Source organism: Corynebacterium sphenisci DSM 44792, assembly GCF_001941505.1.
Taxonomy (GTDB): Bacteria; Actinomycetota; Actinomycetes; order Mycobacteriales; family Mycobacteriaceae; genus Corynebacterium; species Corynebacterium sphenisci.
In genome coordinates this window covers 979270-1005039 of record NZ_CP009248.1, presented here as the reverse complement: position 1 = coordinate 1005039, position 25770 = coordinate 979270, and the positions used below count along the sequence as shown (strand labels likewise).

The window sequence follows — 25770 nt, the reverse complement described above, 5'->3', positions numbered from 1 at the left end:
GCCCCGGCCGGGCCCCGGGCGCGGCTGCGGCGACCGGGCCCGGGCCCGCGGCGCACCCCCGGGCACCCCCTTTCCGGGTGACCGGGGCCGGCTCCCCCGGCGCGTGCGCGGCGCTTCCGCCCGATCCGGGGCACACCGTTCGCCCCGGTGGCTGCGCGTGACGCCCATCACGTGCTAGATTCGCCTGTGAAGCAACCCTTAGCGGCGGGTCAACGGCGTTACAGACGGCCCCGGGCCCGCCCCATCCACCAGGAGGACATATGTCGGACCGGATCTCCCACCAGGGCCTGCGCGGGAAGGTGATGTCGGCGGACGACGCCGCGCAGCTCATCAAGCCCGGCGACCAGATCGGCTTCTCCGGGTTCACCGGCGCCGGCTACCCGAAGGAGATGCCGGGGGCCATCGCCCGCCGGATCACCGAGGCCACCGAACGCGGCGAGGAGTTCCGGATCAACGTGCTCACCGGCGCCTCCACCGCCCCGGAGCTCGACGGGGTGCTCGCCGAGACCGGCGGGGTCAACTGGCGCGCCCCCTACCAGTCCGATCCGACCCTGCGCGGCAAGATCAACGACGGCACCACCTACTACTCGGACATCCACCTCTCCCATTCCGGGCAGATGACCACCCAGGGCTTCTTCGGCCCGGTGGACGTCGCCATCGTCGAGGCGGTGCGGATCAAGGAGGACGGCTCCATCGTGCCCTCCTCCTCCGTGGGCAACTCGGTGAACTACCTGCAGGCCGCCGAGCGGATCATCATCGAGGTCAACGAGTGGCAGTCCGCCGAACTGGAGGGCATGCACGACATCTGGCTGCCCGGGCTGCCCCCGGCCCGCCAGATCATCCCGATCGAGGAGTCCGGCCAGCGGATCGGCAAGGCCGCCATCGACATCGACCCGGCCAAGGTCGTCGCCGTGGTGGAGACCAACGCCCCGGACCGCAACTCCCCCTTCAAGCCCCTCGACGAGGACTCCAAGCGGATCGCCGGGCACCTGATCGACTTCTTCGAGCACGAGGTGGCCCAGGGCCGGCTGCCGGAGAACCTGCTGCCGCTGCAGTCCGGGGTGGGCAACATCGCCAACGCGGTGCTCGCCGGGCTGCTGGACTCCAAGTTCGAGAACCTCACCTCCTACACCGAGGTGATCCAGGACGGCATGATCGAGCTGCTCGACAACGGCACCATGTCCGTGGCCTCGGCGACCTCCTTCGCGCTGTCCCCGGATGCCGCGGACCGGATGAACGAGAAGGCCTCCGACTACGCCAAGAAGATCATCCTGCGCCCGCAGGAGGTCTCCAACCACGCCGAGGTGATCCGCCGGCTGGGCGTGATCTCCTGCAACGGGCTCATCGAGGCCGACATCTACGGCAACGTCAACTCCACCCACATCATGGGCACGAAGATGATGAACGGCCTGGGCGGCTCCGGGGACTTCACCCGCAACGCCTACATCTCCACCTTCGTCTCCCCCTCCACCGCGAAGGGCGGCGACATCTCCGCCATCGTGCCGATGGTCTCCCACGTCGACCACACCGAGCATGACGTGATGGTGATCATCACCGAGCAGGGCCTGGCGGACCTGCGCGGCCTGGCCCCGCGCCAGCGGGCCAAGGTGGTCATCGACAAGTGCGCCCACCCGGACTACAAGGAGGCGCTCACCGAGTACGTCGAGCGCGCCGAGAAGCAGCCCAAGGTCGGCATGCACACCCCGCATGATCTGCGCGAGGCCCTCGGCTGGCACCAGCGCTTCCTGGAGACCGGCAGCATGAAGGCCTAGTCCCGCCGCATCCGGGACCGTCGGAGGGGGCCGGGGCGGCCACGGCGCCGCACCCCGGCCCCCTTCGCCGTGGGCGCCCCGCGCCGCCCCGGGCGCGCGGACGGCCCCGCCGCCCCCTCGAGGGGGCGGCGGGGCCGCTGCCGTGGCGCGGTTGGCCGGGGCCTAGGAGGGGTTGATGACCCGGCCCCAGGTGGACTTGTTGCCCCAGACGTTCTGGCGCAGGCCCTCCAGCTGGAGGATCTGGGAGTGGTCGACGAAGAGGTTGCACTCGTTGCCGTAGTTCTTCACGTACCACTCGAACACGGGGCCGTCGGCGGCCTCGAACATGACGTTCTCCAGGCCGAGGCCGTTGATGATGGAGGCGGCGGCGCCGGTGTTCCACTCGACGACGTTCTCGGTGATGCCCTCGGACTCGATCATGATGATGGAGGCGCCGGCGTCGAGGGCGCGCTTGCCCCGGTCGACGAGGTCGCCGACGTCCTTGGCGGTCTCCGCGGCGAGCTCCGCCTCGGAGGAGTCGCCGCCGGAGCCGATCTGGATGCCCAGCTCGGGCTTGGCCTTCAGCCCGGCCTTGACGACCTTCTCCACGAGCCGCTCCAGCCCGGAGGTGGGCAGCATGATGAAGCCGGTGGAGATCTCGATGACGTCGAAGCCGACCTCCTTGGCCAGCTTGAGGTACTCGTCGACGGCGTCGTCGCCGTAGCGCAGCACGGTCTCGATCCAGCCGCCGGAGGAGACGTAGGCGTCGTTCTCGTGGGCGATGTCGCTGAACCTGCGGACCTGCTCCGGGGGCACCAGGGAGAAGGAGCCGCCGGCCCACTTGATCCCGTCGACCCACTGGCCGGCGACGTCGAAGACGTCCTGCAGGTGCCGGGTGCCGAAGGTGTCGTAGTACGGCGCCCGGATCTCGGTCATGCCGTAGGTGCGCGGCTTGGCCGGCCGCTTGGCGCGGGGGACGAAGTTGAAGGAGACGTCGAAGTCGATGGCGTTGGACATGGTTCGGGTCCTGTCTTTCTGTGGTTCGGGGGTACGGGTGGCGCGCGCCGGGCCCGCGGGGTCGCGGGCCGCGCGCGGCGGGCGCCGGGGCGACCCCGGGGCGTGGCCGCCCCGGGCGCCCGGCGGGCCCGCTAGGAGCGGGTGACGGAGACCTGCGCGAGCAGCTCGGTGAGCTCGGTGATCCTGGCCACCTCGTCGAGGCGGTGCACCGTGTCGGCGATCTCGTCGCGCAGCGCCTGGTCGGCGAAGGGCGCGGCCAGGGAGTCGAACTTCGCCCGGGCGCCGGCCCAGTCCAGCGGCTGGGAGTGGAAGCCGTCGTAGGCGGACTCCACCGCGTGGAACTCGGTGCCGTCGTCGAGGACGACGGTGAGGTCGGCGGGCATCTCGTCCGGGAACCGGTCGGAGAAGCCGTCGTCGGGGGTGATCGTGACCTTGCCCATGAGGGTCTGCACGTCCTCGGCGACGATCCGCTCCGGGGCGTACTGCCGCGGGGTGAGCTCCCCGTCCAGCAGCATCGCGGCGAGCATCCAGGGCAGGGAGTGGTCGGCCTCCTCCTTGGTGCGGATATTGCGCTTGTCGCCCTCCTCGCCGCCGCCGATGATGGAGTAGGCGACGTCGAAGGTGGTGAGCCGGACCTCGGCGATCCGGGAGGCGTCGAAGCCCTCCTCGGCGCGGATCTTCGCCGCCGCGTCGAGCGCGGACTGGGAGTGGATCTCGGCGTTGTACTTCTTGATGATGGAGCGGGTGACCGACTCCAGGTCCTCGGCGGACCAGTCCAGCTCGTAGTCGCCGGCGAGGGCCTTGAAGCCCTTGTTGCCCTCGAAGACCTCCTCCGGGCCGGTCATCCCCTTCGCGGCGAAGAGGGCGTAGAACATGCCCTCCTTGGCCACGTGCGGGTAGGCCAGGCCCTTCCAGTGCGAGAGGTTGCCGGTGCGGGTGACCCGCAGCGCCACGTTCGCGGTGCCGGTCATCGCCGCGGCGTTGGCGATCTGGTCGGCGTCCAGGCCCAGCGCCTTGGCGGCGGAGGCGCCGGCGGCGAAGGCGCCCTGGGTGGTGTGGTCGAAGCCGCGGGCGCGCACCGGGGCGACGTCGGAGAGCCGGGTGTGCACCTGGTAGGCGACCGCGAAGGCGGTGAGGAAGTCCCGGCCGGAGGCGTCGGCGACCTCGGCGGCGGCGAGCACCGCGCCCATGTTGTCGGTCGGGTGGTTGGTCTCCCCCTTGGCGAGGTAGGCGTCCATGAAGTCGAGGTAGCGGCTGGCCGCCGAGTTGTGGAAGGCGGCCAGGTTCGCGGCGGTCTTGCCGCCGCCGATGAGCGTGGCGGCGCCGTTGCCGCCGAGATCCTCGATGAGGGAGCGGATCGCCTGGAGCACATCGGAGTCCAGGGCGCCGATGCCGACGCCGATGGTGTCGAGCACCCGGATCTTCAGCTGCTCGACGGCCTCCTCGGACATCTGGGAGAGATCCGCGGCGGCGACGAAATCGGCCATCTGCTGGACTTCGGTGCGGTGTGCGTCTGTCATGTCGGAAACCCATCCGGCGGGGAGGCCCCGGGTTCCGCCGCATGGCGGAAGCCCCGCCTGGTTCAATTCGCGGGCCTGGCCCCGGAGGTTAGGCTGCCCTGCCTCATTGTCAAGCCCCCGAAGGCACCCCCGCGGGCCCGCCGCCGAGGGTCCGCCCACGCCCCCGGCGCACCGCGGCGCACCCCCGGCCGGGGATGTCTCCGCTGGTGGGACCGGGTTTCCGAATGGCACCGGCCCGCCCCGTGGGCGCCGCGTGCGCGGCACCGGGGCGGGCCGGAATTTTTCCAGGATCGGTGGGGAAAACCCCTCCGGGCGGGTGCCTAGTCGAGCACCAGCTGCAGCACCTTCTCCGCGTCGACGGCCTCGGCGATGGCCTCCTGGAGCGCCTCGGGCACCTCCCGGTCGACCCGCAGCACCAGGATCGCGTGCTCCCCGTCGCCCTCCTGGCTCAGCGCCGCGGCGTCGATGTTGATGCCCTCGCCGCCGAGCTGGCCGGCGATCCGGCCCAGCGCGCCCGGCTGGTCCGGGTAGGACAGGAAGAGGTTGCGCCCGGCGGAGCGCATGTCCAGCCCGCGGCCGTTGATGCGCACGATCTTCTCCACCCGCTGCAGCCCGGTGAGCGCGCCCACCACGGTGGCCTTGGCCCCCTCGGCGGAGATGATGGACACCTCCAGCACGCTGCGGTGGCTCACCGACTCCGGGGAGGTGGTCACGGAGACCTCCACCCCGCGCTCCTCGGCGATGGTCGGCGCGTTGACGAAGGTCACCGGCTCATCGACCATGATCGAGAACAGGCCGCGGGCGGCGGCCAGGCCCAGGATCTGCACGTCCTCGGTGGACAGCTCGCCGCGGGCGACGACCTCCACCTTCGCCGGGGCCCCGTCGAGCAGCCCGCCGGCGACCAGGCCGAGCTCCCGGGCCAGCTCCAGCCAGAGGGAGACCTCCTCGCCGACCGCGCCGCCGGTGACGTTGACCGCGTCGGGGACGAACTCCCCGGCCAGGGCGAGCAGCACGGAGCGGGCCACGTCGGTGCCGGCCCGGTCCTGCGCCTCCGCGGTGGAGGCGCCCAGGTGCGGGGTGGCGACGACCTCGGGCAGGGCGAACAGCGGCGAGTCGGTGCACGGCTCGGCGGCGTAGACGTCGAAGCCGGCGCCGCGGATCCGGCCCTCCCGGATCGCCTCGGCCAGGGCGGCCTCGTCGACCAGGCCGCCGCGGGCGGCGTTGACGATGATCTGCCCGGGCTTGGCCTTGGCGAGCAGCCCGGCGTCGAACATGCCGGCGGTCTCCTTGGTCTTGGGCAGGTGGATGGTGACGAAGTCGGCGCGGCCCATCAGCTCCTCGAGCCCGACCAGCTCCACGCCCAGCTGCGCCGCCCGGGCCGGGTTGGCGTAGGGGTCGTAGGCGATGATCTCGGTCTCGAAGGCGGCCAGCCGCTGCGCGAAGAGCTGCCCGATGTGGCCGAAGCCGACGATGCCGATGGTCTTGCCGAAGACCTCCACGCCCTTGAAGGAGGAGCGCTTCCACTCCCCCTCGCGCAGGGTGGCGTCGGCGGCGGGGATCTGCCGGGCGGTGGCCAGCAGCAGCGAGATGGCGTGCTCGCAGGCGGAGTGGATGTTGGAGGTGGGCGCGTTGGCGACCATCACCCCGCGCTTGGTGGCGGTGGCGATGTCGACGTTGTCCAGGCCCACGCCGGCGCGGCCGACGATCTTCAGCTTCGGCGCGGCCTCGAGGACCTCCGCGTCGACGGTGGTGGCGGAGCGGACGAGCAGGGCGTCGGCCTCGCCGACCGCGGCGAGCAGCTCCGGGCGGTTGGGGCCGTCGACCCAGCGCACCTCGACGGAATCGCCGAGGGCGTCGACGGTGGACTGGGCGAGCTTGTCGGCGATGAGGACGACCGGGCGAGCGTTCTGGCTCACGTGTACTCCTGATATGTGCTTGGGCGACCGCCCCGCCGGCACGACCGCGTCGGCGGGGCGGGACCACGCCGGCTCGTTGACGTGGAACATGCCAAGCATATCCCGCCCGGCCCGGCGGCATGCCGGGACCTGGCGGGTTCCCCCTCCCCGCCCGGGACGCGCCGGGCCCGGGGCGCACGCCGCCGGCCGCGCGCCCGGGGCGGGCCCGGGTGCGCGGCCGGCGGGGGTCGCCCGCGGGCGGGCGCCCGCGGGGGGCGGGTCACTGGTAGGTGACCACCCAGGGGGTGGGCTCGATGGCCGCGGTCTGCGCGGGATCGAACATCGGCTGGTCCTCGTCGATGAAGTTCTTCCAGGCCAGGAAGATCTCCGGCTGCAGGTCCTGCTTCATCACGTTCCAGGTGTCGAACTTCTGCCCCGGGGTGCCGTGGCCGTCGGCGTGCAGCACCAGCGCCAGCTCCGGGTGGTCGGTGCGCACCTCCTCGCGGTCGCGGATCATCTGCAGCTGGAACTGGTGCAGCATGAGCATCTTCTGCGGCAGCCCGCGCTCCCGGGTGAACGAGGCCAGCCAGTCGGCGACCTCGTTGACCTCCTCGGCCTCGACGTGGCCGACCTCGGTGGCGGGCACCTGGCCGGGCTCCATCTTCCACTCCGCGTCCAGGGCCAGGCCCACGTTGGGCCGGGCGAGCAGCTCCTCGTAGAACTTCGCCTGGTCCAGGAAGCGGGCGTTGCCGGGCTGCAGGTCGAGCACCGCGTAGCCGCCGGCCTCGGTGATCGCGTCGACGTAGGGCTCCAGCTCGCTCACCGGGGCGGGCACCGAGAAGGTGCCGTCCTCCCCGGGCACCGGCTGCGCCACCGAGGCGATGATCTCGAACATGGGCACCACCGGCTCCTCGACGTGCTCGGCGAAGGCCTGCGCCCGGGTCTTGGCGTCCTTGACCGCCTCGGCGGGGGTCTCCTCCCCCATCACGCCCATCGCGGGCACCCCGGGGTGGCCGTAGACGGCGACCATCCGCCGGCCGGGCAGCAGCAGCTGCCCGCCGCCGGCCAGGCCGAGCTCCTCGACCTCCTCGTCGGCGGCGAGCTCGGTGAGCCGCGCCAGGTGGTCGGCGTCGCCGAAGGAGGCGCCCAGGGCGATCACGGAGCGGCCCTCGCGCACCGCGGACACCGAGGCGTCGGTGGCCCGGGGGTCGCCGGCGGGCAGCCAGAGCACCTCGTGGCCCACCGCGCGGGCGGTGGCGATGGCGCCCAGGGGCGCGTCCGGGCCGGCGAGCACCACCGCGTCCGGGTCGCCGTGGCCGGACATCTCCGGCAGTTCGGCGATGGTGCGCCGGGCGCGCTCCGCCTCGGCCGCCGTGGCCTGCCCGGCCGCCTCCGCCTCCTCGGCGTCCGCGGCCTCGGCCTCCTCGTCCCCGGCCGGCGGGATCGGGTCCTCGGCGGCCTGCTCCGGCGCGGCCGGTTCCGGGTCGATCCCGGGGGCGGTGGGGTGCTTCCGGTCGAGTTCGGCGATCGCCCGGGCGGGGTTGCGCTCCTCCTCCGGCTCGGCGGGCTCGACCCCGGTGAGCTCGGCGAAGCCCTCGGCGTCGCCGGGGTCGGCGACCACGGTGCGGCCCTCGGCGCCGGCGCCGAGGTCCACCGCGCCGACGGTGACCACGTGCCCGGCGTCGAGCCGGTCGAGTTCGGCGGCGATCTCCGCCGCGTCGGAGCCGGTGGCCTCCCGGCCCCAGTAGGACTGGTCGGCGGCGAGCGCGCGGGCCTCGGCGACGTCGTCGATCTCCCACAGCCGGCCGCCCTCCTCGCGCACCTGCTCCATATGCCGGCGGTCGGCGTCGGTGCGCAGGGTGAGCATCGGCGCCCCGGCGGCCACCGCCAGCGCGGCCGCGCGCCGCTCGACCTCGGGGCCCATCGCGGAGACCACGACCAGCTCGGCGGAGTCCAGCAGGGTTTCGCTGGCGTCGAGTTCGGTGGCCGCGGCCACCGGGGCGTCGGGGGTCTTCGTGCGGGTCAGGCCCTCGTCGTCGGGGCCGCCGCAGGCGACGAGCCCCGCGGCGAGGGAGAGGCCGGCGAACAGCGCCAGGGGGCGGCGCCACGGCGACGGGCGGTGGGGGGACCGGATCACGTCGGGTCTGCCTTTCGGGTGGAGGACGATGTTCCCGACCAGCGTATCCGAGGCTCACCCCGCGGCGCCGCCCGCCCCGCCGGAAACATGAGGCCCATTCACCCGCGGCGTCGCCCGCACCGGCGCCGCCGGCGACGGCGACGGCCCCACGCCGACCCGGGCGGCGGGTCGGCGCGGGGCCGTGGCGGGGGCGCGGTTTAGGCGGTGGCGTCCAGCGGGTTCTTCACCCAGGACATCAGATCGCGCAGCTTGGCGCCGGTCTCCTCGATCTGGTGGGAGTTGTAGGAGGCGCGCAGCTCCTCCAGCTCCTTGTTGCCGCCCTCCACGTTGGCGATGAGCCGCTTGGTGAAGGTGCCGTCCTGGATGTCGGAGAGGATCTCGCGCATCCGCTGCTTGGTGTCGGCGTCGATGACCCGGGGCCCGGAGAGGTAGCCGCCGAACTCGGCGGTGTCGGACACCGAGTAGTTCATGTTGCCGATCCCGCCCTCGAACATCAGGTCCACGATCAGCTTCAGCTCGTGCAGGCACTCGAAGTAGGCCATCTCCGGCTCGTAGCCGGCCTCGACGAGGACCTCGAAGCCGGTCTTCACCAGCTCCTCGGTGCCGCCGCAGAGCACGGCCTGCTCGCCGAAGAGGTCGGTGACGGTCTCCGCCTCGAAGGTGGTCGGGATGACCCCGGCCCGGGCGCCGCCGATCGCGGCGGCGTAGGACAGGGCCAGCTCGCGGCCCTCGCCCTTGGGGTCCTGGTCCACGGCGATGAGGCAGGGCACGCCCTTGCCGTCGGCGAACTGGCGGCGCACCAGGTGGCCGGGGCCCTTCGGGGCGACCATGCCCACGGTGATGTTGCCGGCGGGCTGGATCAGGTCGAAGTGGATGTTCAGGCCATGGCCGAAGAACAGCGCGTCGCCCTCGTCGAGGTTGGGCGCGATGTCCTCGGCGTAGACCTTCGCCTGGGTGGTGTCGGGCACCAGCAGCATGATCACGTCGGCCCAGGCGGCGGCCTCGGCGTTGGACTTCACCGCGAAACCGGCCTCCTCGGCCTTGGCCGCGGACTTGGAGCCCTCGCGCAGGCCGATGACGACCTCCACGCCGGAGTCGCGCAGGTTCTGCGCATGCGCGTGGCCCTGCGAGCCGTAGCCCAGGATCGCGACCTTGCGGCCCTGGATGATCGACAGATCGGCGTCGTCGTCGTAGAAAACTTCAATAGCCATGTGCTTGTGTTCGCCTTTCGGGGGGAAACGTCGGGTTGTCGGGTTCGGGGAACCCGGCGCGCCGGCCAGTCTAGCCGGGCGCGCCGGGCCCCGGCGGCCGCGCGCGGCGCGGGCGGCCGCCGGGGCGGGTCGGCTCAGCCGCGGTCGGTGAGCATCGGCCGGGGCCCGCGGGCCACCGCGACGACGCCGGACTGGACCAGCTCGCGGATGCCGAAGGGCTCCAGCACCTCCAGCATGGCGCGCAGCTTGGAGGGCTGCCCGGTGGCCTCGATGACCACCGACTCGGGGCAGACGTCGACGACGCGGGCCCGGAACAGCTCCGCGGCGGCGACCACCTGCGGCCGGTTGTCGTTGTCGGCGCTGACCTTGACCATGAGCAGGGCGCGGGAGACCAGCTTGTCGGCGGGTTTGCGCACCACCTTGATCACCGGCACCAGCTTGTTGAGCTGCTTGGTGATCTGCTCGATGGGGAGATCCTCGGTCTCCACGACGAGGGTGATCCGGTTGACCCCGTCGACCTCGGTCTGCCCGGAGGTGATGGACTGGATGCTGAAGCCCCGGCGGGTGAACATCCCGGCGATGCGGACCAGGATGCCCGGCTCGTCGAGGGTCAGCACGGACAGGGTGTGCAGTTCGGCCATGGTTGTCGGCTTTCCTCTCGGGGCGCTGCTCAGCGGCCCTGGATGGTCGGGTGATCGGCGTCGAGGGCGGCGTCCTCGCCGCGGTCGGCGATGGTCTCGTTGATGTCCGCCGGCGGCTCCCCGGCGCTCATCTCGTCGTCGAAGAGGGGGCGCAGCCCGCGGGCGGACTCGATCTCGTCATTGGACTTGCCGGCGGCGACCATCGGCCACACCTGGGCGTCCTCGCCGACGATGAAGTCGATGACCACCGGGCGGTCGTTGATCCCGCGGGCCCGCTCGATGGCGCCGGCGACGTCCTCGGCGCGGGTGACCCGCATCGCCACGCAGCCCAGGCCCTCGGCGAGCCGCACGAAGTCCGGGACGTAGGAGTCGTCGGCCGGGCGCAGCTTGGTGTTGGAGTAGCGCTCCCCGTAGAACAGGGTCTGCCACTGCCGGACCATGCCCAGGTTGCCGTTGTTGATCAGGGCCACCTTGATCGGGAAGCCCTCCACCGCGGCGGTGGTGAGCTCCTGGTTGGTCATCTGGAAGCAGCCGTCGCCGTCGATGGCCCACACCTCGGCGTCCGGGGCGGCGGCCTTGGCGCCCATCGCCGCCGGGATGGCGTAGCCCATGGTGCCCAGGCCCCCGGAGTTCAGCCAGGTGCGCGGGTTCTCGTACTGGATGAACTGGGCGGCCCACATCTGGTGCTGGCCCACGCCGGCGGCGTAGATCGCCTCCGGGCCGACGATGTCGGAGAGGGTCTTCAGCACGAACTGGGGCGACAGGGAGCCGTCGGACTGCTCCTCCCAGCCCAGCGGGAAGCGCTCCCGCAGCCCGTCGAGCTCGGCGTACCAGTCCGCCGTCCGCGGGGCGGGCAGGTCCAGGTCCCGGTAGGTCTTCAGCAGCGCGGCGAGCACCTCGCGGGCGTCGCCGACGATGGGCACGTCGGCGTGCCGGATCTTGCCGATCTCGGCGGGGTCGATATCGGCGTGGATCACCTTCGCCTCGGGGGCGAAGGTCTCCAGCTGGCCGGTGACCCGGTCGTCGAAGCGGGCGCCGATGGTGATCAGCAGATCGGACTTCTGCATCGCGGCGACCGCGGAGACCTTGCCGTGCATCCCGGGCATGCCCATGTGCAGCCGGTGCGCGTCGGGGAAGGCGCCGCGGGCCATCAGGGTGGTCACCACCGGGATCCCGGTGTGCTCGGCGAAGGCGAGCAGCTCGGCGCAGGCCTCGGCCTTGAGCACCCCGCCGCCGATGTAGAGCACCGGGCGCTCGGCGGCGGCGATCATGCGCGCCGCCTCCTCGATCTGGCGGAAGTAGGGGGTGGTCACCGGGCGGTACCCGGGCAGGTCGATCCGGGGCGGCCAGGAGAAGTCGATCTCGGTGTTCTGCAGATCCTTGGGCACGTCCACCAGCACCGCCCCGGGGCGGCCGGTGGCGGCCAGGTGGAAGGCCTCGGCGATGGTGCGCGGGATGTCCTCGGCGCGGGTGACCATGAAGTTGTGCTTGGTCACCGGCAGGGTCACCCCGCGGATGTCGGCCTCCTGGAAGGCGTCCGAGCCGAGCAGCGGCCGGCCCACCTGGCCGGTGATCGCGACCACCGGCACGGAGTCCATGTTCGCGTCCGCCAGCGGGGTGACCAGGTTGGTCGCCCCCGGCCCGGAGGTGGCGATGCACACGCCGACCTTGCCGGAGACCTGGGCGTAGCCGGTGGCGGCGTGGCCGGCGCCCTGCTCATGGCGGACCAGCACGTGGCGGACCTTCTCGGAGTCGTAGAGGGGGTCGTAGAGGGGCAGGATGGCGCCGCCGGGGATGCCGAAGACGACGTCGGCGCCGAGCTCCTCGAGGCTGCGCACGATGGCCTTGGCCCCGGACATGCGCTCGGGGGTGCTGCGCCGGGTCCTCCCGGCCACGGTGGCGGGCGTTGGGCTGGTGTTGGGGGCGGCGTTCACGTCGGTGCGCTCCTCGGGTTTTCGGTGGGGTGGGGTGCTGCGGGCCGTCCGGCCGGTCCGGCGCCGCCCGTGGCCTGGGCCACGGAAAACGCCCCCGGGCACAGCGGGACTGTGCGGGGGCGCCAGCGGGTGCGACTGGTCGAGCCGCTATCGGCCGGCGCCGGCGGCTACGGAAAGTCGGTTTCGCTGCATGCCCCAGACCATAGCGTCCACATAGTGGACAGTCAATCCCACTCAATGAACACCGTATTCCGCTCACCCGTCCGGGGGGCCGGGGCCGGCCGGGCCCGCCGGCGGCGCCGGCGGCCGAAGGCGCCTACGGTGGCCCCCATGGAGTTCGCGTTCTATCTGCTGCGCCGGATGCTCACCTGGTTGGCCGATCCCGGGCTGACCATCGCCGCCCTGGTCATCGTGCTGCTGCTGATCCCCCGGATCCGCCGGTTCATCCTGGCGATCTCGGAGCGCAACATGGTCGAGGGCCAGGAGGAGACCAAGGGCCGGATGGCCCTCATCGGGGCCGTGGTCTACGTCCTGGAGATGGTCGCCTACTTCGTCTTCGGGCTCACCCTGCTGGCGAAGCTGGGCGTGAACCTCGGCGCGGCGGTGGTGCCCGCCACGATCGTCTCCGCCGCCCTCGGCTTCGGCGCCCAGGGGCTGGTCGGGGATCTGCTCGGCGGGGTGTTCATCATCCTGGAGCGCCAGTTCGGCGTCGGCGACTGGGTGGCCTTCCACTCCCCCTCCGGCACCGTGCAGGGCGACGTGGTGAACCTGACCCTGCGGGCGACCACCATCCGCACCCTCAACGGGGAGGAGATCATCGTGCCCAACGGGGAGGCCCGGATGGCGGTGAACTACTCCTCCCGGTGGTCCCGGGCGGTGGTGGAGGTGCCGGTGCCGGTGACCGCCGGCCGGTCCGTCTCGGAGATCGAGCGGCGCACCCTGGCCGCGGCGCAGCGCGCCGCGGACGCCGAGGGGGTGCGCGAGCACGTGCGCAGCGAGGTGCGCATCCAGTCCTCCACGGATCTGGCCCCGCCGGCGGCGATGGGCCAGCCCTGGACGGTGAGCATGCGCATCGTCGTGGAATCCGATCCGGGGGATCAGTGGGTGGTGGAGCGCGCGGTGCGCGCCGCGGTGCTGGACACCTGGTGGGAGGCCTACGGCGAGCGCGCCGAGGGCCCGGTCGCCCCCTTCGCCGGCTCCGCCGGGGCCCCCGCGGCCGCGGCCGCCGGCGGGGAGGGCGCGATCCCCACCGCGGCGGAGGTCGACGCCGCCCGCGCCGATGATCCGGCCGGCGACGGTGACCGGCCGCATCCGGAGGCCCCCGCCGCCGCGGACCCGACCGATGCCGCGGACACCGAGCTGCTGGCCCCGGCGGCCCGGCCCGCCGGGCGGCGGGCCCGGCTGCGCGAGCTGCTCTCCGCCGGGGGCCGGGCCCGGCCCTCCACCGTGGTCATGATCGTCACCCTGCTGCTGCTCGGGCTGCTCAACCTGGCCACCATCGAGCCCGGCGAGGGCGAGGACACCCCCTCCGGCTGGCTGGCGCCGAGCCGGTTCACCGGCGAGCGCGACGCCGGCGACGGCGACGGCGAGGACGCCGGCGCGCCCGCCGGCGAGCGCGGCGCCGGCCGCGAGGGCGCCGATGGCCGGGGCACCCGGGATTCCGGCGATCTCCGGGATCGCGGGGAGCGCGGGGACGACCGCGGCGATCGCGACGGCGGCGTCCGCACCCCGGGCACCCGACCCGACGGCGGCGACGCGGGGCGGCCCCCGGCCGGCGGCGCCGGCGACTCCGGCGCCGGCGGGTCCGACTCCGACTCCGGCGGCGGTGCCGGGGGCGGCGACTCCGATGCCGGCGGGGACGCCGGCGACGGCGGCTCCGGGTCCACCGGCGCGGCCGGCGGCGGGGACGCCGCGGACGCCGACGGGATGGACGGGGCGCCCGGGGTGACCCGGGCGGCCCGGGCCCGGGGCTGAGCCGCACCCGGCCCCGCCCCGGGGCCTCCCCCGGCCGCGCCGGGCCGAATCGGGCGGCGGGGCGGGCGCGGGTTAGCATGGCCCGCATGAGCTCCGATGAACCCGCCGTGCCGGCCGCGGACGGCGGAACCCTCCCCGTGACCAGGTTCCGCCCGCAGAAGACCCACTACCTGGGGGTCGCCTTCCTCGCCCTGATGGCCTTCATCGCCCTGGGCTTCGAACCGCGGTTCTTCGCCTGGACCCCGATTCCGCCGATCGTCTACGCCGCCTGGATCCACCGGGCGCGCACCACGGTCAGCGATCGGGGGATCACCGCGGTCTACCTCCTCGGCCGGCGGCGCTCGCTGCCGTGGTCGCGCTTCCGCGGGGTGCTCTTCGGCAGGACCGGCCGGGCCTTCGCGGTCTCCGCCGAGGGCGAGGACGCCAACCGCGCGGAGCGCTTCGCGCTGCCGGCGATCAGCTTCAACTCGCTGCCCGCCCTGGCCGAGGCCTCCGGCGGCCGGATCCCGGATGTGCTGAGCTCGGGGCTGGCCGCCAAGGACGAGCAGGTCGAGGTGCACCACCGGGACGGCTACTCGGTGCTGCGGGATCGCAGCGAGGTCGCCGAGCGCAAGCTGCCCACCTTCGAGGTCAAGCCCACCGAGCGCCCCCGCGCCGGGGAATAGCCCGGCGCCGCGGCCGCGGCGCCGGGGCCGGCCGATCCCACGATCCATCCCACAGGATGGGACGGTTCGCCCGCAGCGTGGGACACCGGCTATCATCGTCCGGAAGCGCCGGCGGCGCCCACCCACGCCGCCGCCGCGGTACCGACTCCGACCCAGCTACGGAAGAACGCCCATGATCCCCCTCCGCTCCAAGGTCACCACCTCCGGCCGCAACGCCGCCGGCGCCCGAGCCCTGTGGCGGGCGACCGGCATGACCGAATCCGACTTCGGCAAGCCGATCATCGCCATCGCGAACTCCTACACCCAGTTCGTCCCCGGCCACGTGCACCTCAAGAACGTCGGCGACATCGTCGCCGAGGCCGTCGAGGCCGCCGGGGGCGTGGCCCGCGAGTTCAACACCATCGCCGTCGACGACGGCATCGCGATGGGCCATGACGGGATGCTCTACTCCCTGCCCTCCCGCGAGATCATCGCCGACAGCGTGGAGTACATGGTCAACGCGCACACCGCGGACGCCCTGGTGTGCATCTCCAACTGCGACAAGATCACCCCGGGCATGCTCAACGCCGCGCTGCGGCTGAACATCCCCGCGGTGTTCGTCTCCGGCGGCCCGATGGAGTCCGGCGAGTCCATCGTGGTCGGCGACGTGGTGATGCCCGGCTCCGATCTCGTCGACGCCATCTCCGCCTCCGCGAACGACCAGGTCAGCACCGAGCAGCTCGACGTCATCGAGCGCTCCGCCTGCCCCACCTGCGGCTCCTGCTCCGGCATGTTCACCGCCAACTCGATGAACTGCCTCACCGAGGCCCTGGGCCTGTCCCTGCCCGGCAACGGCTCCACCCTGGCCACCCACCACGCCCGCCGGGACCTGTTCACCCGGGCCGGCCGGCTCATCGTGGACCTGGCCAGGCGGCACTACCACGAGGGCGACGACTCGGTGCTGCCCCGGTCCATCGCCTGCCGGGAGGCCTTCATCAACGCGATGACCCTGGACGTGGCCATGGGCGGCTCCACCAACACGGTGCTGCACATCCTCGCCGCCGCCCAGGAGGGCGAGGTGGACTTCGACCTCGACGACATCGACGCGATCTCCCGCCGGGTGCCCTGCCTGTCCAAGGTGGCGCCGAACTCGCACTACTACATGGAGCACGTGCACCGCGCCGGCGGGATCCCGGCCATCCTCGGCGAGCTGAACCGGGCCGGGCTGCTGGAGACCGGCGTGCACTCGGTGCACTCCCCCACCCTGGCCCGGCACCTCGCCGACTGGGACATCCGCGGCGGGGAGGCCACCGCCGAGGCCGTGGAGCTCTTCCACGCCGCCCCCGGCGGGGTGCGCACCACCGAGCCCTTCTCCACGGAGAACCGCTGGGAGAGCCTGGACCGCGACGCCGCGGAGGGCTGCATCCGCGATGTCGAGCACGCCTACACCGCCGAGGGCGGGCTGTGCGTGCTCAAGGGCAACATCGCCGAGAACGGCGCCATCCTGAAGACCGCCGGGATCAGCGAGGAGCAGTTCCACTTCGAGGGCCCGGCCCGGGTGGTGGAGAGCCAGGAGCAGGCGGTGACCGCCATCCTGAAGAAGCGGCTGCAGCCCGGGGAGGTGCTCTTCGTGCTCTACGAGGGCCCCTCCGGCGGGCCCGGGATGCAGGAGATGCTGCACCCCACCGCCTTCATCAAGGGCTCCGGCCTGGGCAAGGTCTGCGCCCTGGTCACCGACGGCCGCTTCTCCGGCGGCTCCTCGGGACTGTCCATCGGGCACGTCTCCCCCGAGGCCGCGCACGGCGGCGCGATCGGCCTGGTCCGCGACGGCGATCCGGTGTACATCGACGTCGGCGAGCGCCGCCTGGAGATCCGGGTGCCCGAGGAGGAGCTGGCCCGCCGCCGCGAGGAGGAGCTCGCCCGGGAGCACCCCTTCACCCCGCACACCGAGCGGCCGCGGAAGGTGTCCAAGGCGCTGCGCGCCTACGCCAAGATGGCCGCCAGCGCCGACAAGGGCGCCGTGCGCGTGGTGGACTGACCCGCCCCCCGCACGGCCGACGCCGCCGGCGCCCCGCATCCGGGGCCCGGCGGCGTCGGCGATCCGGGATGCGCCGGGCTCAGCGGCGGGCCGCCGCCGGCGCCCCGGGGATCCCCGGGATCCCGGGCATCGCCGGGATCCCGGGGGCGGCGGGCGGCCGCGGCAGCCCCGGGCCGGCCCCGTCGGAGCCGGCGGCGATCGCCCCGGGCAGCCCGCGCACCGCATCCGCCCCGCCGGGGAAGGCGGCGCGCACGTCGGCGGTGTGCGTGGCCGCGGTGCCCCAGGTCGCCGCGCCGACCACGAAACCGGTCCCGATGGAGGCGCTGGCGTGGCAGGACACCCGGTCATCGGACCAGCCGAACTTGGTGCCGGTGACCCCGGGCAGGGTGGCGGTGCCGAAGTTCTGCGGGTAGCCGTCGGCGGCGATCGCCTCGGCGTGCCGCATCGCGGTGAGCACCGGCCCGGTGGGGTCGCGGCGCTCCAGGGCGTCGAGGAAGGTGGCCATGTCGTAGGCGGAGGTCCGGGAGGCGCCCCAGCGGGCGCCGGCGACGGTGTCGCCGAGCCGGTACCGGGCGGCGATCGCGGCGATGGACTCCGGGTGGCGCCGGTAGAGCCGGGTGGCCACCGCGTCATCGGAGGCCCGGATCATGCGGGTGACCTCCGGGATCTCCGCGGGGCTGCCCTGCTCCACCACGTATTGGCCGATGAGAAGTTTCACCATGGAAAGCCCCGGTCGGGACTCGTGCTGGTTGGCGGTGCCCAGCCGGATGCCCAGCGGGGTGTAGATGATGGAGATCTGGGTCCGCGGCGGCGCCTGCAGGTTGCCGGCGGCGTCCAGCGCGGGCAGCGGCACCATGGCGGAGGCGGAGGCGGCCGCCGGGGCGCCCAGGGCGGGGCCGAAGACGGCGGCCGCGGCCAGGGCGAGCGCGGCCAGGCGGCGGCGGATCGGTCGGCTGCGCTGCGGGCGCATGGGGTTCCTCGGGGGTCGACGGGCCGGTGGACCCGACCATCCTGCCACAGCGGACCCGCGCGCGGAAGGCCAGGATCGCCGAAACCCGCCGGGGGACTCCCCCGGCGGGCGCCCGCGGCGGCCGCCGCGGGACCGGCTCAGCCGACGTCGACGGTGGTGGAGCCGACGAAGGGCAGGGTGCCGGTGACGAGCCACCACAGCGCCACCGCCGCGGCGATCGCGATCAGGCAGAAGATCCAGGAGCTGGCCAGCGGGCGCCGGGCCCAGCCGCGGGTGGCGTCCAGGCCGTACCGGCCCGGGCCGGTGAACTGCAGGGCCAGCGCCCCGGCGGTGAGCAGCAGCTGCAGCCGCACCGCCTCGGCGCCCTCGCCGGCGGCGATGTTCCAGCCGCCGGGGCCCATCGCCACCTCCGCCATGGTGAGGAAGGCGGAGATGACCAGGGCCAGGGCCGCGCCCAGCGGGGTGGCCAGGCCGAGCACCAGCAGGCCGCCGGCGATGACCTCCACGGTGGGCACCGCCACCGCCATCACCTCCGGCACGTTCCACGCCGCATCGGCGAAGGAGCTCTGCAGGGCCCCGATGCCCGGGGCTCCGCCGAAGCCGAAGAAGGTGGTCAGCCCGTGCAGCAGCAGCATCCCGCCGACGCCGAGGCGCAGCAGCAGCAGGCCCAGGTCCAGGGTGCCCCGGCGCGGGTCCGGCTCCTCCTCGAGGAAATCGTCCTCGGCGGGCGCGGCCGGCTCGGCGACCGCGGTCCCGGCGCCGCCGGCGACGGCCGCCGCGGGCAGCGGGGCGGCGGCCACCTCGGTGGGCGCGGGCTCCGCCGGGGCCGCCGCGGGGGCGGCCCGGGTGGCCTCCGGGTCGGCGGCGGCGAGGTACTCGGTGGGCGCCTCCGCCTCGGCCGGGGCGTAGCGGGGCTCGATCACCCGCGGGGCGGCGCGCCCGGCGGCGGCGTAGGGATCCAGCGGGGCCTCCGCGGGCTCCGCGGTCTCCGTGGGCCCCGGCTCCGCGGGGCCGGCCGGCTCGGGGCGCGCGGCGGCGGTGGAGCCGCCCTCGCCGGCGGGGGCGGGGGCCTCCGGCAGGGTCTCCCCGGCGGCCCCCTCGGGGGCGGTGTCATCGTCGGCGAGCCGACGGTAGACGGGCACGTCCAGATCGTCGTCGAGGCCGCCGCCGAGATCGTCGTAGGCGTTGTCGGGCTTCCGGTCGTCGTTGTCGTTCACAGGCTCCACAGTAGGGTCCCCGGGGCCGGTGCGGGTGCCGCCGTGCCGTGGGCGGCCCGGTTTTCCTATGCTGGCCGGCGTGGGCACCAGGGACGCGGGCAGGCGCCGGGCCGCGATCGCGGCCCGGTGCGCCGCGCTGGCCGCCGCCGCGGCCCTGGCCGCCGGCTGCGCCGCCGCCCCGGATCCGCATGCCGGGCCCTTCACCGCCCGCGAGGCCGAGCCCACCCCCGCACCGATGCCCGATGCGGCGCTGAGCCGCGCGCCCACCGCGCAGCCGCCCCGCGGCGACCGCTCCGAGGACCCCTGCGCCCGGGACCGGATCACCCTGGCCGCCTGCCTGCCCGCGGTCACCGCGCTGGCCCCGATCGGGCCCGGGCGGGCGCTGGCCGGCGACGCCGCCGGGGATCTGTGGGAGGTCGCCCCGAATCGCCCGCCGCGGCTGGTCGCCGAACTGGGCGCCCGGGTGCGCCAGCTGCTGCCCTCCCCGGAGGTGGCGGAGGACCACCAGGTGCACGTGCTGCTCCTCGGCGGCGCGGTGCTGCGGCTGACCCTGCTGCCCGGCGGCGGCGTGGATCGCCGCGAACTGGCCGCCCCGCCGGGCACCATCGCCATCTACCGCGGCGCCCTCGACCCGCCCGGGGCCCCGGTGAACTACCTGGTCGCCGGGGATCCGGCGGTGGAGATCGTGGCCACCTGCCTCACCGGGCGCGGGGTGCCGCCGCTGCTCGCGGCCCGGGTGGACGGCCGCCCGCAGCTGGTGCAGCTGGACGGCCCGGAGCTGATCCCGGTCGCGGAGGTCGACTTCGACGACAGCATCGGCGGCTGCGCCGTCGCCGGCGGGCTGGTGGCGGTGGCGGTGCCGGGGGCGCAGAAGGTGCTCACCCTGCCGATGTCCGTGGACGTGGCCGTGGCCCCCGGCCCCGGGCCGGCGCACTCGCCGCGGTGGCGGGCCGACGGGGCCCCGGAGACGGTGGTGGAGGGCGAGTTCGGCCATGTCGCCACGGTGGCCGCGGTGCCCGCCGGCGGCGGGCCGCAGCTGTGGGCGGGCACCGCGAACCGGGAGCTGGCCGCGGCCGGCCCGGCCGCCGCCGATGACCGGGTGGTGCGGCTGCCGGACGCCGGCTCGGCCGCCGGGGCCCCCGACTAGGCCCGCCGACGGCCGCGGCCCCGCCGCGCCCGGGCGGGGCGCGGCGGGGCCGAGGCGCCGCCGGCGGGGCCTACATCTTCGCGACCAGCTCGCCGATCAGCTTGTTGACCTGGGCGGGATCGGCCTTGCCGCGGGTGGCCTTCATCACCTGGCCGACGATCGCGCCGCCGGCCTTCGTCTTGCCGTCCTTGATCTTGGCCACGATGTCCGGGTTGGCGTCCAGGGCCTCCTGCACGGCGCGGGTCACCGCCCCGTCATCGCGGACCACCTCCAGGCCGCGGGCGGCGACCACCTCGTCGACCTCGCCCTCCCCGGCGAGCACCCCGTCGACCGCGGAGCGGGCCAGCTTGTTGGTGAGCTTGCCCTCCCCGATGAGGCCGATCACCCGGGCGACCTGGGCGGGGGTGATGTCCAGGGCGGCGAGCTCCACCCCGGCCTCGTTGGCCTTCTGGGAAAGGTAGGCCACCCACCAGGAGCGGGCCTCGTCCGGGGCGGCGCCGGCCTCCACGGTGTCGATGATGAGGTCCAGCGCCCCGGCGTTGACCAGGTCGCGCATCTCCTCGTCCTTGAGCCCCCAGTCCGCCTGGATCCGGGCTCGGCGCACCCAGGGCAGCTCCGGCAGGGTGGCCCGGATCTCCTCCACCCACTCCCGCGGGGCGAGCACCGGGGGCAGATCCGGGTCGTTGAAGTAGCGGTAGTCCTCGGCGGTCTCCTTGATCCGGCCGGCGGAGGTGGAGCCGTCGGCCTCCTGGTAGTGCCGGGTCTCCTGCCGGATCTCGCCGCCGGCGGCGAGCACCGCGGCCTGCCGGCGCATCTCGTAGCGCACCGCCTGCTCCACGGATTTCAGGGAGTTGATGTTCTTCGTCTCGGTGCGGGTGCCGAACTCCTCCCGGCCCACCGGGCGCAGGGAGAGGTTGGAGTCCACCCGCATGGAGCCCTGGTCCATCCGGGCGTCGGAGACCCCGAGGGCCTTGACCAGGTCGCGCAGCGCGGTGACGTAGGCCCGGGCGACCTCCGGGGCGCGCGCCCCGGCGCCGATGATCGGCTTGGTGACGATCTCGATCAGCGGGATCCCGGCCCGGTTGCAGTCCACCAGGGAGCGGGTGGCGCCGTGGATCCGGCCGGTGGCGCCGCCGAGGTGGGTGAGCTTGCCGGTGTCCTCCTCCATATGCGCCCGCTCGATCTCCACCCGCCAGGTCTCACCGTCGTCGAGCACCACGTCGAGGTAGCCGTCGTAGGCGATCGGCTCGTCGTACTGGGAGATCTGGTAGTTCTTCGGCTGGTCCGGGTAGAAGTAGTTCTTCCGCGCGAAGCGGGAGGACTCGGCGATGGAGCAGTTCAGCGCCAGCCCGATCTTGATGGCCCACTCCACCCCGGTGCGGTTGACCACCGGCAGCGCCCCGGGCAGGCCCAGGGAGCAGGGGTCGACGTTGGAGTTCGGCTCCGCCCCGAAGTTCGCCGAGGAGGCGGAGAACATCTTCGTCTTCGTCGCGAGCTCCACGTGCACCTCCATCCCCATCACGGGATCGAAGCGGTCGAGGACCTCGTCGTAGTCCATCAGGTCATCTGCGTAGGCGGCGGTCATGGCCGACATCCTACCGCCGGGGCGGGGCCGGTCGCGTCCGGGCCGCCGGGGCGCCCGCGGGCTATCGTGGGGGCCTGACCCGCCGCCGCCGGGCGCGACCCCGGCGCGGCACCCGAGACCGCCCATGCACCGGAAGGCAGAGCAGATGACCGAGCGAGACCACCGCGACGAGCCCGCCCGGCCCGGGGACCCGGCCGGCCCGGACCGGCCGGGCGAGGGCGCCGCCGCGCCGCAGCCGGCCGAGCGGGCCGGCCAGGCCGAGCCGGCCGCCGACCCCACCGCGCTGCCGGCACCCGGCGGCGCCCTGCCCCGGGTGCTCATCGCGGCCCTGGCGGTGGTGGCGGTGCTCGGCGCCGGCGTCGCCGGCTGGCGGCATTTCGCCGGCGGCCCGGAGGGCCACGGCGCCCCGCTCACCGCCGAGGCGGTGCGCGACCGGCTGCCGGAGCCGCTGGCCGGGGCCTGGGTGGCGCAGGCCTGCGTGGCCCAGGCCGGCACCCCGCCGGGGCTGGGCCTGGACGGGGCCGTGGAGGCGATGAACTGCCTGCTGCTGGACACCGGCGACGGGGAGCCGGCGGACGGTCCGCTGGTGGCGATGTACTCCGATCCGGGGGTCGCCGAGGCGGTGCGCGGGGACGCGGATCTGGTGGACCTCGGCGAGGCCGAGGGCGGCGCGCACCGGATGCGCTACCAGCCGGGCACCGGGTTCAGCTGGGATCTGCGTGAGGACGCGGTGCTGCGCTTCGGCCCGCATGCCGACGAGGACGCCGCCCGGGCCTTCGCCGCGGCGCACGGGCTCGTCGAGGGGGAGTGAGCCGGGCCCGGCCCGCTAGGGTCGGCCGGGCCCGGGCTCGCCGTCCTCGGCGACCTCGCGCAGCAGCCGGGCCTTCACCGGCTGGTGGCCGCGGCTGGGCCCGGTCGCCGCGCGGCGGCGCGCCGTGGCCCGGCCCGCCGCGGCCCGGCGGCCGTCCGCCCGCCGCCGGCGGGCCCGCTCGGCGGGGCTCGCCGCGGCATCGGCGGCCAGCTCCTCCTCGGTCTTCAGGGTGAACCGCCAGCCGGGTTCGGCCGCCGGCCCGTCGTGGTCGTCGGCGTCGTCGGGCCGGTCCTCCCAGTCCTCGTCCTCCGGGTAGACGATGGTCGCCGCATCGGCGGCCTCCGCCGCGGCATGGGCGTAGGAGGGCGCCGAATCCACCTCCGGGTCCGGGAAGTCCACCTCGTCATCGGCGATGAGCTCGGCGACGACCTCCTCGTACACCGCGTCGACCAGGGCCCGGTCGTCGACGTTGGAGTCGTCCACGGCCTTGCGCAGCCGGCGCGCGTCGCCCTTGGTGAAGCGCATCCGCGGGTCCAGCCGGCGCACCGCCAGCGCCCGGATGTGCTCCCGGCGGGCGGACTCCTCCCGGATCGTGGAGCGGCCCCGCAGCCAGCCGACGATGACCACGATGACCAGCAGGATCCCGAAGTAGCCGATGAGCGGGTAGAGCACCGCGATGAGCTGCTTGAAGCCGACGAAGCTGATCGCGAACCCGGCGAGCACCACGGAGATGAACACCACCCGGAACCGGTCCTGGCGGCCGGCGGTGAGCCGCTTGCCCAGGGCGTAGAACATCCCGATCCCGGTGTTGAAGATCATGCCGAAGACGACCAGGGACATCACCACGCCGAGCACCGGGTTGATCGAGGTGACCAGCTCCATGGTGGGCAGATCGGCCGCCATCAGCTCCGGGGAGTTCAGGTACAGGGCGCTGGAGACCAGCAGCACCAGCACGCCGTAGCCCACCCCGCCGAGCAGCCCGCCGATCCCGGCCTCCCGCGGGGAGAGGTTGGTGCCGCCGATCACGATCGCCATGGACACCCCCACCATGAGGTTCATGCCCACGTAGTTGAGGGAGGCGACCAGCCAGTGCGGCAGGATCGCCTGCATCCACCCCGGGTAGCCGGCCCGGATCATGGTGGACTGGTCGTGCAGCTCGGCGAAGGTGTGCCCGTTGTGCAGCAGCGCCCACGCCCCGGCGAAGACCAGCAGCACGATGATGAAGGGGGTGATCGCGCCGATCACCCGGTTGACGATGTGCACGTCGAGCATTCCGGCGGCGAGGATGAGCCCCAGCATGATGAGCGAGCCGACGATGAGCGGCAGCCCGAACTGCTGGTTGAGGTTCGACCCGGCCCCGGCGAGCATCACGAACCCGGTGATGAACAGGGTGGCCATCACGCTGAGGTCCAGGATCCGGGAGGTCCACGGGCCCCGGGAGATCCGGGAGAACACCGCCATGTGCTCCTCGGCCTGCAGGTAGCTGGCCATCTGCAGGGTGGCGTAGCCGGCGACCACCATGATCGCCCCGGCCAGCGCCGCCCCCCAGATCCCGGGCAGGCCGAAGGCGACGAAGTACTGCATCATCTCCTGGCCGGAGGCGAAGCCCGCCCCCACGACCAGGCCGATGAAGGACATGGAGATCCCGATGGCGCGTTTGAGCATGGCTGTGGTTCCGGGTCCTTCCGGTGCCGGCCGGGGACCGGCGCTCCCGGGGTCGCCGGAAGACCGCGCCCGGGCGGCGGTTGACGGGCGTTCGGTCGCGGCGCGCCCGCGGGCGCGCCGGGTGCCAGGCTAGTCGGCGCTCAGGCGTCGCGGGGGGCGGTTTCGCCCTCCTCCTCCGAATCGGGGTAGACGACCTCCGCGTCGGCGGCGGCCTGCACGGCCGCGTCGGCCGCGGAATCGCCCTCGGCGACCTCGTACTCGGGGAAGTCCACCTCCTCGTCGGCGCGCAGCTCCTCGACCACCTCGCTGTACACCGCGTCGGCGAGATCGGCGTCGTCGACGTTGGAGGCGTCCACGGCGCGCTCCAGGTGCCGGCGGTCGGTCTTGGTGAAGCGCATCCGCGGGTCCAGCCGGCGGGTGACCAGGGTGCGCAGCAGGTTCCGGCGGTCGGATTCGGCGGAGATCCGGCCGCGGGCCCGGAACCAGGCCACCACCATGATCGCCACCAGCACGATGCCGAAGTAGCCGAGCACCGGGTAGACGTGCGCGACCAGGGTCTTGAAGCCGACGAAGGAGAGGATGAACCCGGCGACGGTGACCGCGGTGAAGACCACCCGGTAGCGCTCCGGGCGCTTCGCGGTGAGCCGCTTGCCCAGGGCGTAGAACAGCCCCAGCGCGGAGTTGAAGATCATCCCGTAGATGATGAAGGCCATCGCCACGCCGAGCCGGGGGTCGATGGACTCGATGAGCGCCAGCATCGGCATGTCCTCGCCGGCGACGATCCCGGAGGTCAGCAGCAGCGCGATGGTGCCCAGGACCAGGAAGGCGCCGAAGAGGATGCCGGCGATGAGCCCGCCGATGCCCGCCGAGCGCGGGATCAGGTTCGCCCCGCCGATCACGATCGCCATGGACACGCCCATGATGAGCGCCAGCCCGGTGTAGTTCACCGCGGACAGCCACCACACCGGCAGCGCCGGGGTGACCCCCTCCACCACGGAGAGGTCCCGGCCCGGCTCGGAACCGTAGGCGATGATCGCGTAGAGCGAGCCGATGAGCAGGAACACCAGGATGAAGGGGGTGATCCCGCCGATCACCCGGCTGACCTTGTCCACGTCGAGCATGCCCGCGGCGAGCACCAGCAGCAGCATCACCCCGGAGCCGACCCACACCGGCAGCCCGAACTGCTGCTGCAGGTTGGACCCGGCGCCGGCGAACATGACGAAGCCGGTGGAGAACAGGGTGACCAGCACCGCGGCGTCGAGGATCCGGGAGGTCCACGGCATCAGGGTCATGCCCTCGAACACGGCGGTGTGCTCCCGGGCGCGGTAGTAGCTGCCGTACTGCAGCATGGCCAGGCCGGCCAGGGCCATCATGATCCCGGCGGCGCTGGCGCCGATGATCCCCTTCGTGCCGAAGGCGACGAAGTACTGGAGCAGCTCCTGTCCGGAGGCGAAGCCGGCGCCGATGATGACGCCGGTCACCGCCATGGCGATGCCGAGTGCTTCCCTGAGCATGATCCTCCTAAAGGACGGGACGTATCGCCCAAGGCCGGCGCGCGGGCCGCACCCCGGGGCGGGGTGAACGTCGCACAGGATAACCGCAGCCCCGGCCCC

The 25770-nt window shown here is 73.8% G+C and carries 18 protein-coding genes; 6 read left to right on the top strand and 12 right to left on the bottom strand.

Going from position 1 to position 25770, the window contains the following annotated elements:
* Positions 1 to 260 precede the first annotated feature (260 nt).
* A complete protein-coding gene (scpC, locus tag CSPHI_RS04525) occupies positions 261 to 1772 on the top strand; it encodes a succinyl-CoA:acetate CoA-transferase ScpC (RefSeq protein WP_075691698.1) in 1512 nt (503 codons plus the stop codon).
* Positions 1773 to 1934: 162 nt separating this feature from the next.
* On the opposite strand, the gene CSPHI_RS04520 is transcribed toward scpC, so the two are convergent.
* From CSPHI_RS04520 to CSPHI_RS04490, 7 genes are all read right to left on the bottom strand, one after another.
* Entirely contained in the window at positions 1935 to 2768 is an 834-nt protein-coding gene (locus CSPHI_RS04520) for a phosphosulfolactate synthase (RefSeq protein WP_075691697.1), read from the bottom strand.
* Positions 2769 to 2899: 131 nt separating this feature from the next.
* The gene (locus CSPHI_RS04515) at positions 2900 to 4288 is read right to left on the bottom strand and encodes an MmgE/PrpD family protein (RefSeq protein ID WP_075691696.1); all 1389 of its coding nucleotides are present in this window, start codon (positions 4286 to 4288) and stop codon (positions 2900 to 2902) included.
* 320 nt (positions 4289 to 4608) lie between these two features.
* A complete protein-coding gene (serA, locus tag CSPHI_RS04510; protein ID WP_075691695.1) occupies positions 4609 to 6204 on the bottom strand; it encodes a phosphoglycerate dehydrogenase in 1596 nt (531 codons plus the stop codon).
* 259 nt (positions 6205 to 6463) lie between these two features.
* Entirely contained in the window at positions 6464 to 8320 is a 1857-nt protein-coding gene (locus tag CSPHI_RS04505; RefSeq protein WP_245803349.1) for a hypothetical protein, read from the bottom strand.
* A 197-nt stretch (positions 8321 to 8517) separates the two neighbouring features.
* Complete coding sequence (gene ilvC, locus CSPHI_RS04500) at positions 8518 to 9531, bottom strand: ketol-acid reductoisomerase (RefSeq protein ID WP_075691694.1); 1014 nt, start codon at positions 9529 to 9531, stop codon at positions 8518 to 8520.
* 134 nt (positions 9532 to 9665) lie between these two features.
* On the bottom strand, positions 9666 to 10172 hold the full coding sequence (gene ilvN, locus CSPHI_RS04495) for an acetolactate synthase small subunit (protein WP_075691693.1): 507 nt from the start codon (positions 10170 to 10172) through the stop codon (positions 9666 to 9668).
* 29 nt (positions 10173 to 10201) lie between these two features.
* Positions 10202 to 12106 (bottom strand): acetolactate synthase large subunit, encoded by a 1905-nt coding sequence (locus CSPHI_RS04490; RefSeq protein ID WP_075691692.1) that lies wholly within the window; start codon positions 12104 to 12106, stop codon positions 10202 to 10204.
* 330 nt (positions 12107 to 12436) lie between these two features.
* On the opposite strand from CSPHI_RS04490, the gene CSPHI_RS04485 reads away from it, so the two are divergent.
* The 3 genes from CSPHI_RS04485 (at position 12437) to ilvD (ending at position 16762) form a co-directional block, all read left to right on the top strand.
* Positions 12437 to 14080, top strand: coding sequence for a mechanosensitive ion channel family protein (locus CSPHI_RS04485; protein WP_075691691.1), 1644 nt, complete (start codon positions 12437 to 12439; stop codon positions 14078 to 14080).
* An 86-nt stretch (positions 14081 to 14166) separates the two neighbouring features.
* Positions 14167 to 14745, top strand: coding sequence for a PH domain-containing protein (locus tag CSPHI_RS04480; RefSeq protein ID WP_075691690.1), 579 nt, complete (start codon positions 14167 to 14169; stop codon positions 14743 to 14745).
* 172 nt (positions 14746 to 14917) lie between these two features.
* Complete coding sequence (gene ilvD, locus CSPHI_RS04475) at positions 14918 to 16762, top strand: dihydroxy-acid dehydratase (protein ID WP_075691689.1); 1845 nt, start codon at positions 14918 to 14920, stop codon at positions 16760 to 16762.
* A gap of 79 nt (positions 16763 to 16841) precedes the next feature.
* Here the strand turns inward: ilvD and CSPHI_RS12640 are convergent, their stop codons facing one another.
* Positions 16842 to 17732, bottom strand: coding sequence for a hypothetical protein (locus CSPHI_RS12640; protein ID WP_075691688.1), 891 nt, complete (start codon positions 17730 to 17732; stop codon positions 16842 to 16844).
* A gap of 137 nt (positions 17733 to 17869) precedes the next feature.
* Positions 17870 to 18949: a DoxX family protein gene (locus tag CSPHI_RS04465; protein ID WP_075691687.1), complete on the bottom strand. Its 1080-nt coding sequence runs from the start codon at positions 18947 to 18949 to the stop codon at positions 17870 to 17872.
* A 79-nt stretch (positions 18950 to 19028) separates the two neighbouring features.
* Here CSPHI_RS04465 and CSPHI_RS04460 point away from each other — a divergent pair, with 79 nt between their 5' ends.
* Positions 19029 to 20096, top strand: coding sequence for a hypothetical protein (locus tag CSPHI_RS04460; RefSeq protein WP_084210244.1), 1068 nt, complete (start codon positions 19029 to 19031; stop codon positions 20094 to 20096).
* Positions 20097 to 20166: 70 nt separating this feature from the next.
* Here the strand turns inward: CSPHI_RS04460 and gatB are convergent, their stop codons facing one another.
* Positions 20167 to 21681, bottom strand: coding sequence for an Asp-tRNA(Asn)/Glu-tRNA(Gln) amidotransferase subunit GatB (gene gatB, locus CSPHI_RS04455; RefSeq protein WP_075691685.1), 1515 nt, complete (start codon positions 21679 to 21681; stop codon positions 20167 to 20169).
* Positions 21682 to 21826: 145 nt separating this feature from the next.
* On the opposite strand from gatB, the gene CSPHI_RS04450 reads away from it, so the two are divergent.
* Complete coding sequence (locus tag CSPHI_RS04450; RefSeq protein ID WP_075691684.1) at positions 21827 to 22492, top strand: flagellar basal body-associated FliL family protein; 666 nt, start codon at positions 21827 to 21829, stop codon at positions 22490 to 22492.
* Positions 22493 to 22507: 15 nt separating this feature from the next.
* Here CSPHI_RS04450 and CSPHI_RS04445 read toward each other — a convergent pair whose 3' ends face one another.
* Entirely contained in the window at positions 22508 to 24157 is a 1650-nt protein-coding gene (locus CSPHI_RS04445) for a YkvI family membrane protein (RefSeq protein ID WP_075691683.1), read from the bottom strand.
* A 140-nt stretch (positions 24158 to 24297) separates the two neighbouring features.
* Positions 24298 to 25671, bottom strand: coding sequence for a YkvI family membrane protein (locus tag CSPHI_RS04440; RefSeq protein WP_157118477.1), 1374 nt, complete (start codon positions 25669 to 25671; stop codon positions 24298 to 24300).
* Between the last annotated feature and the right edge of the window lie 99 nt (positions 25672 to 25770).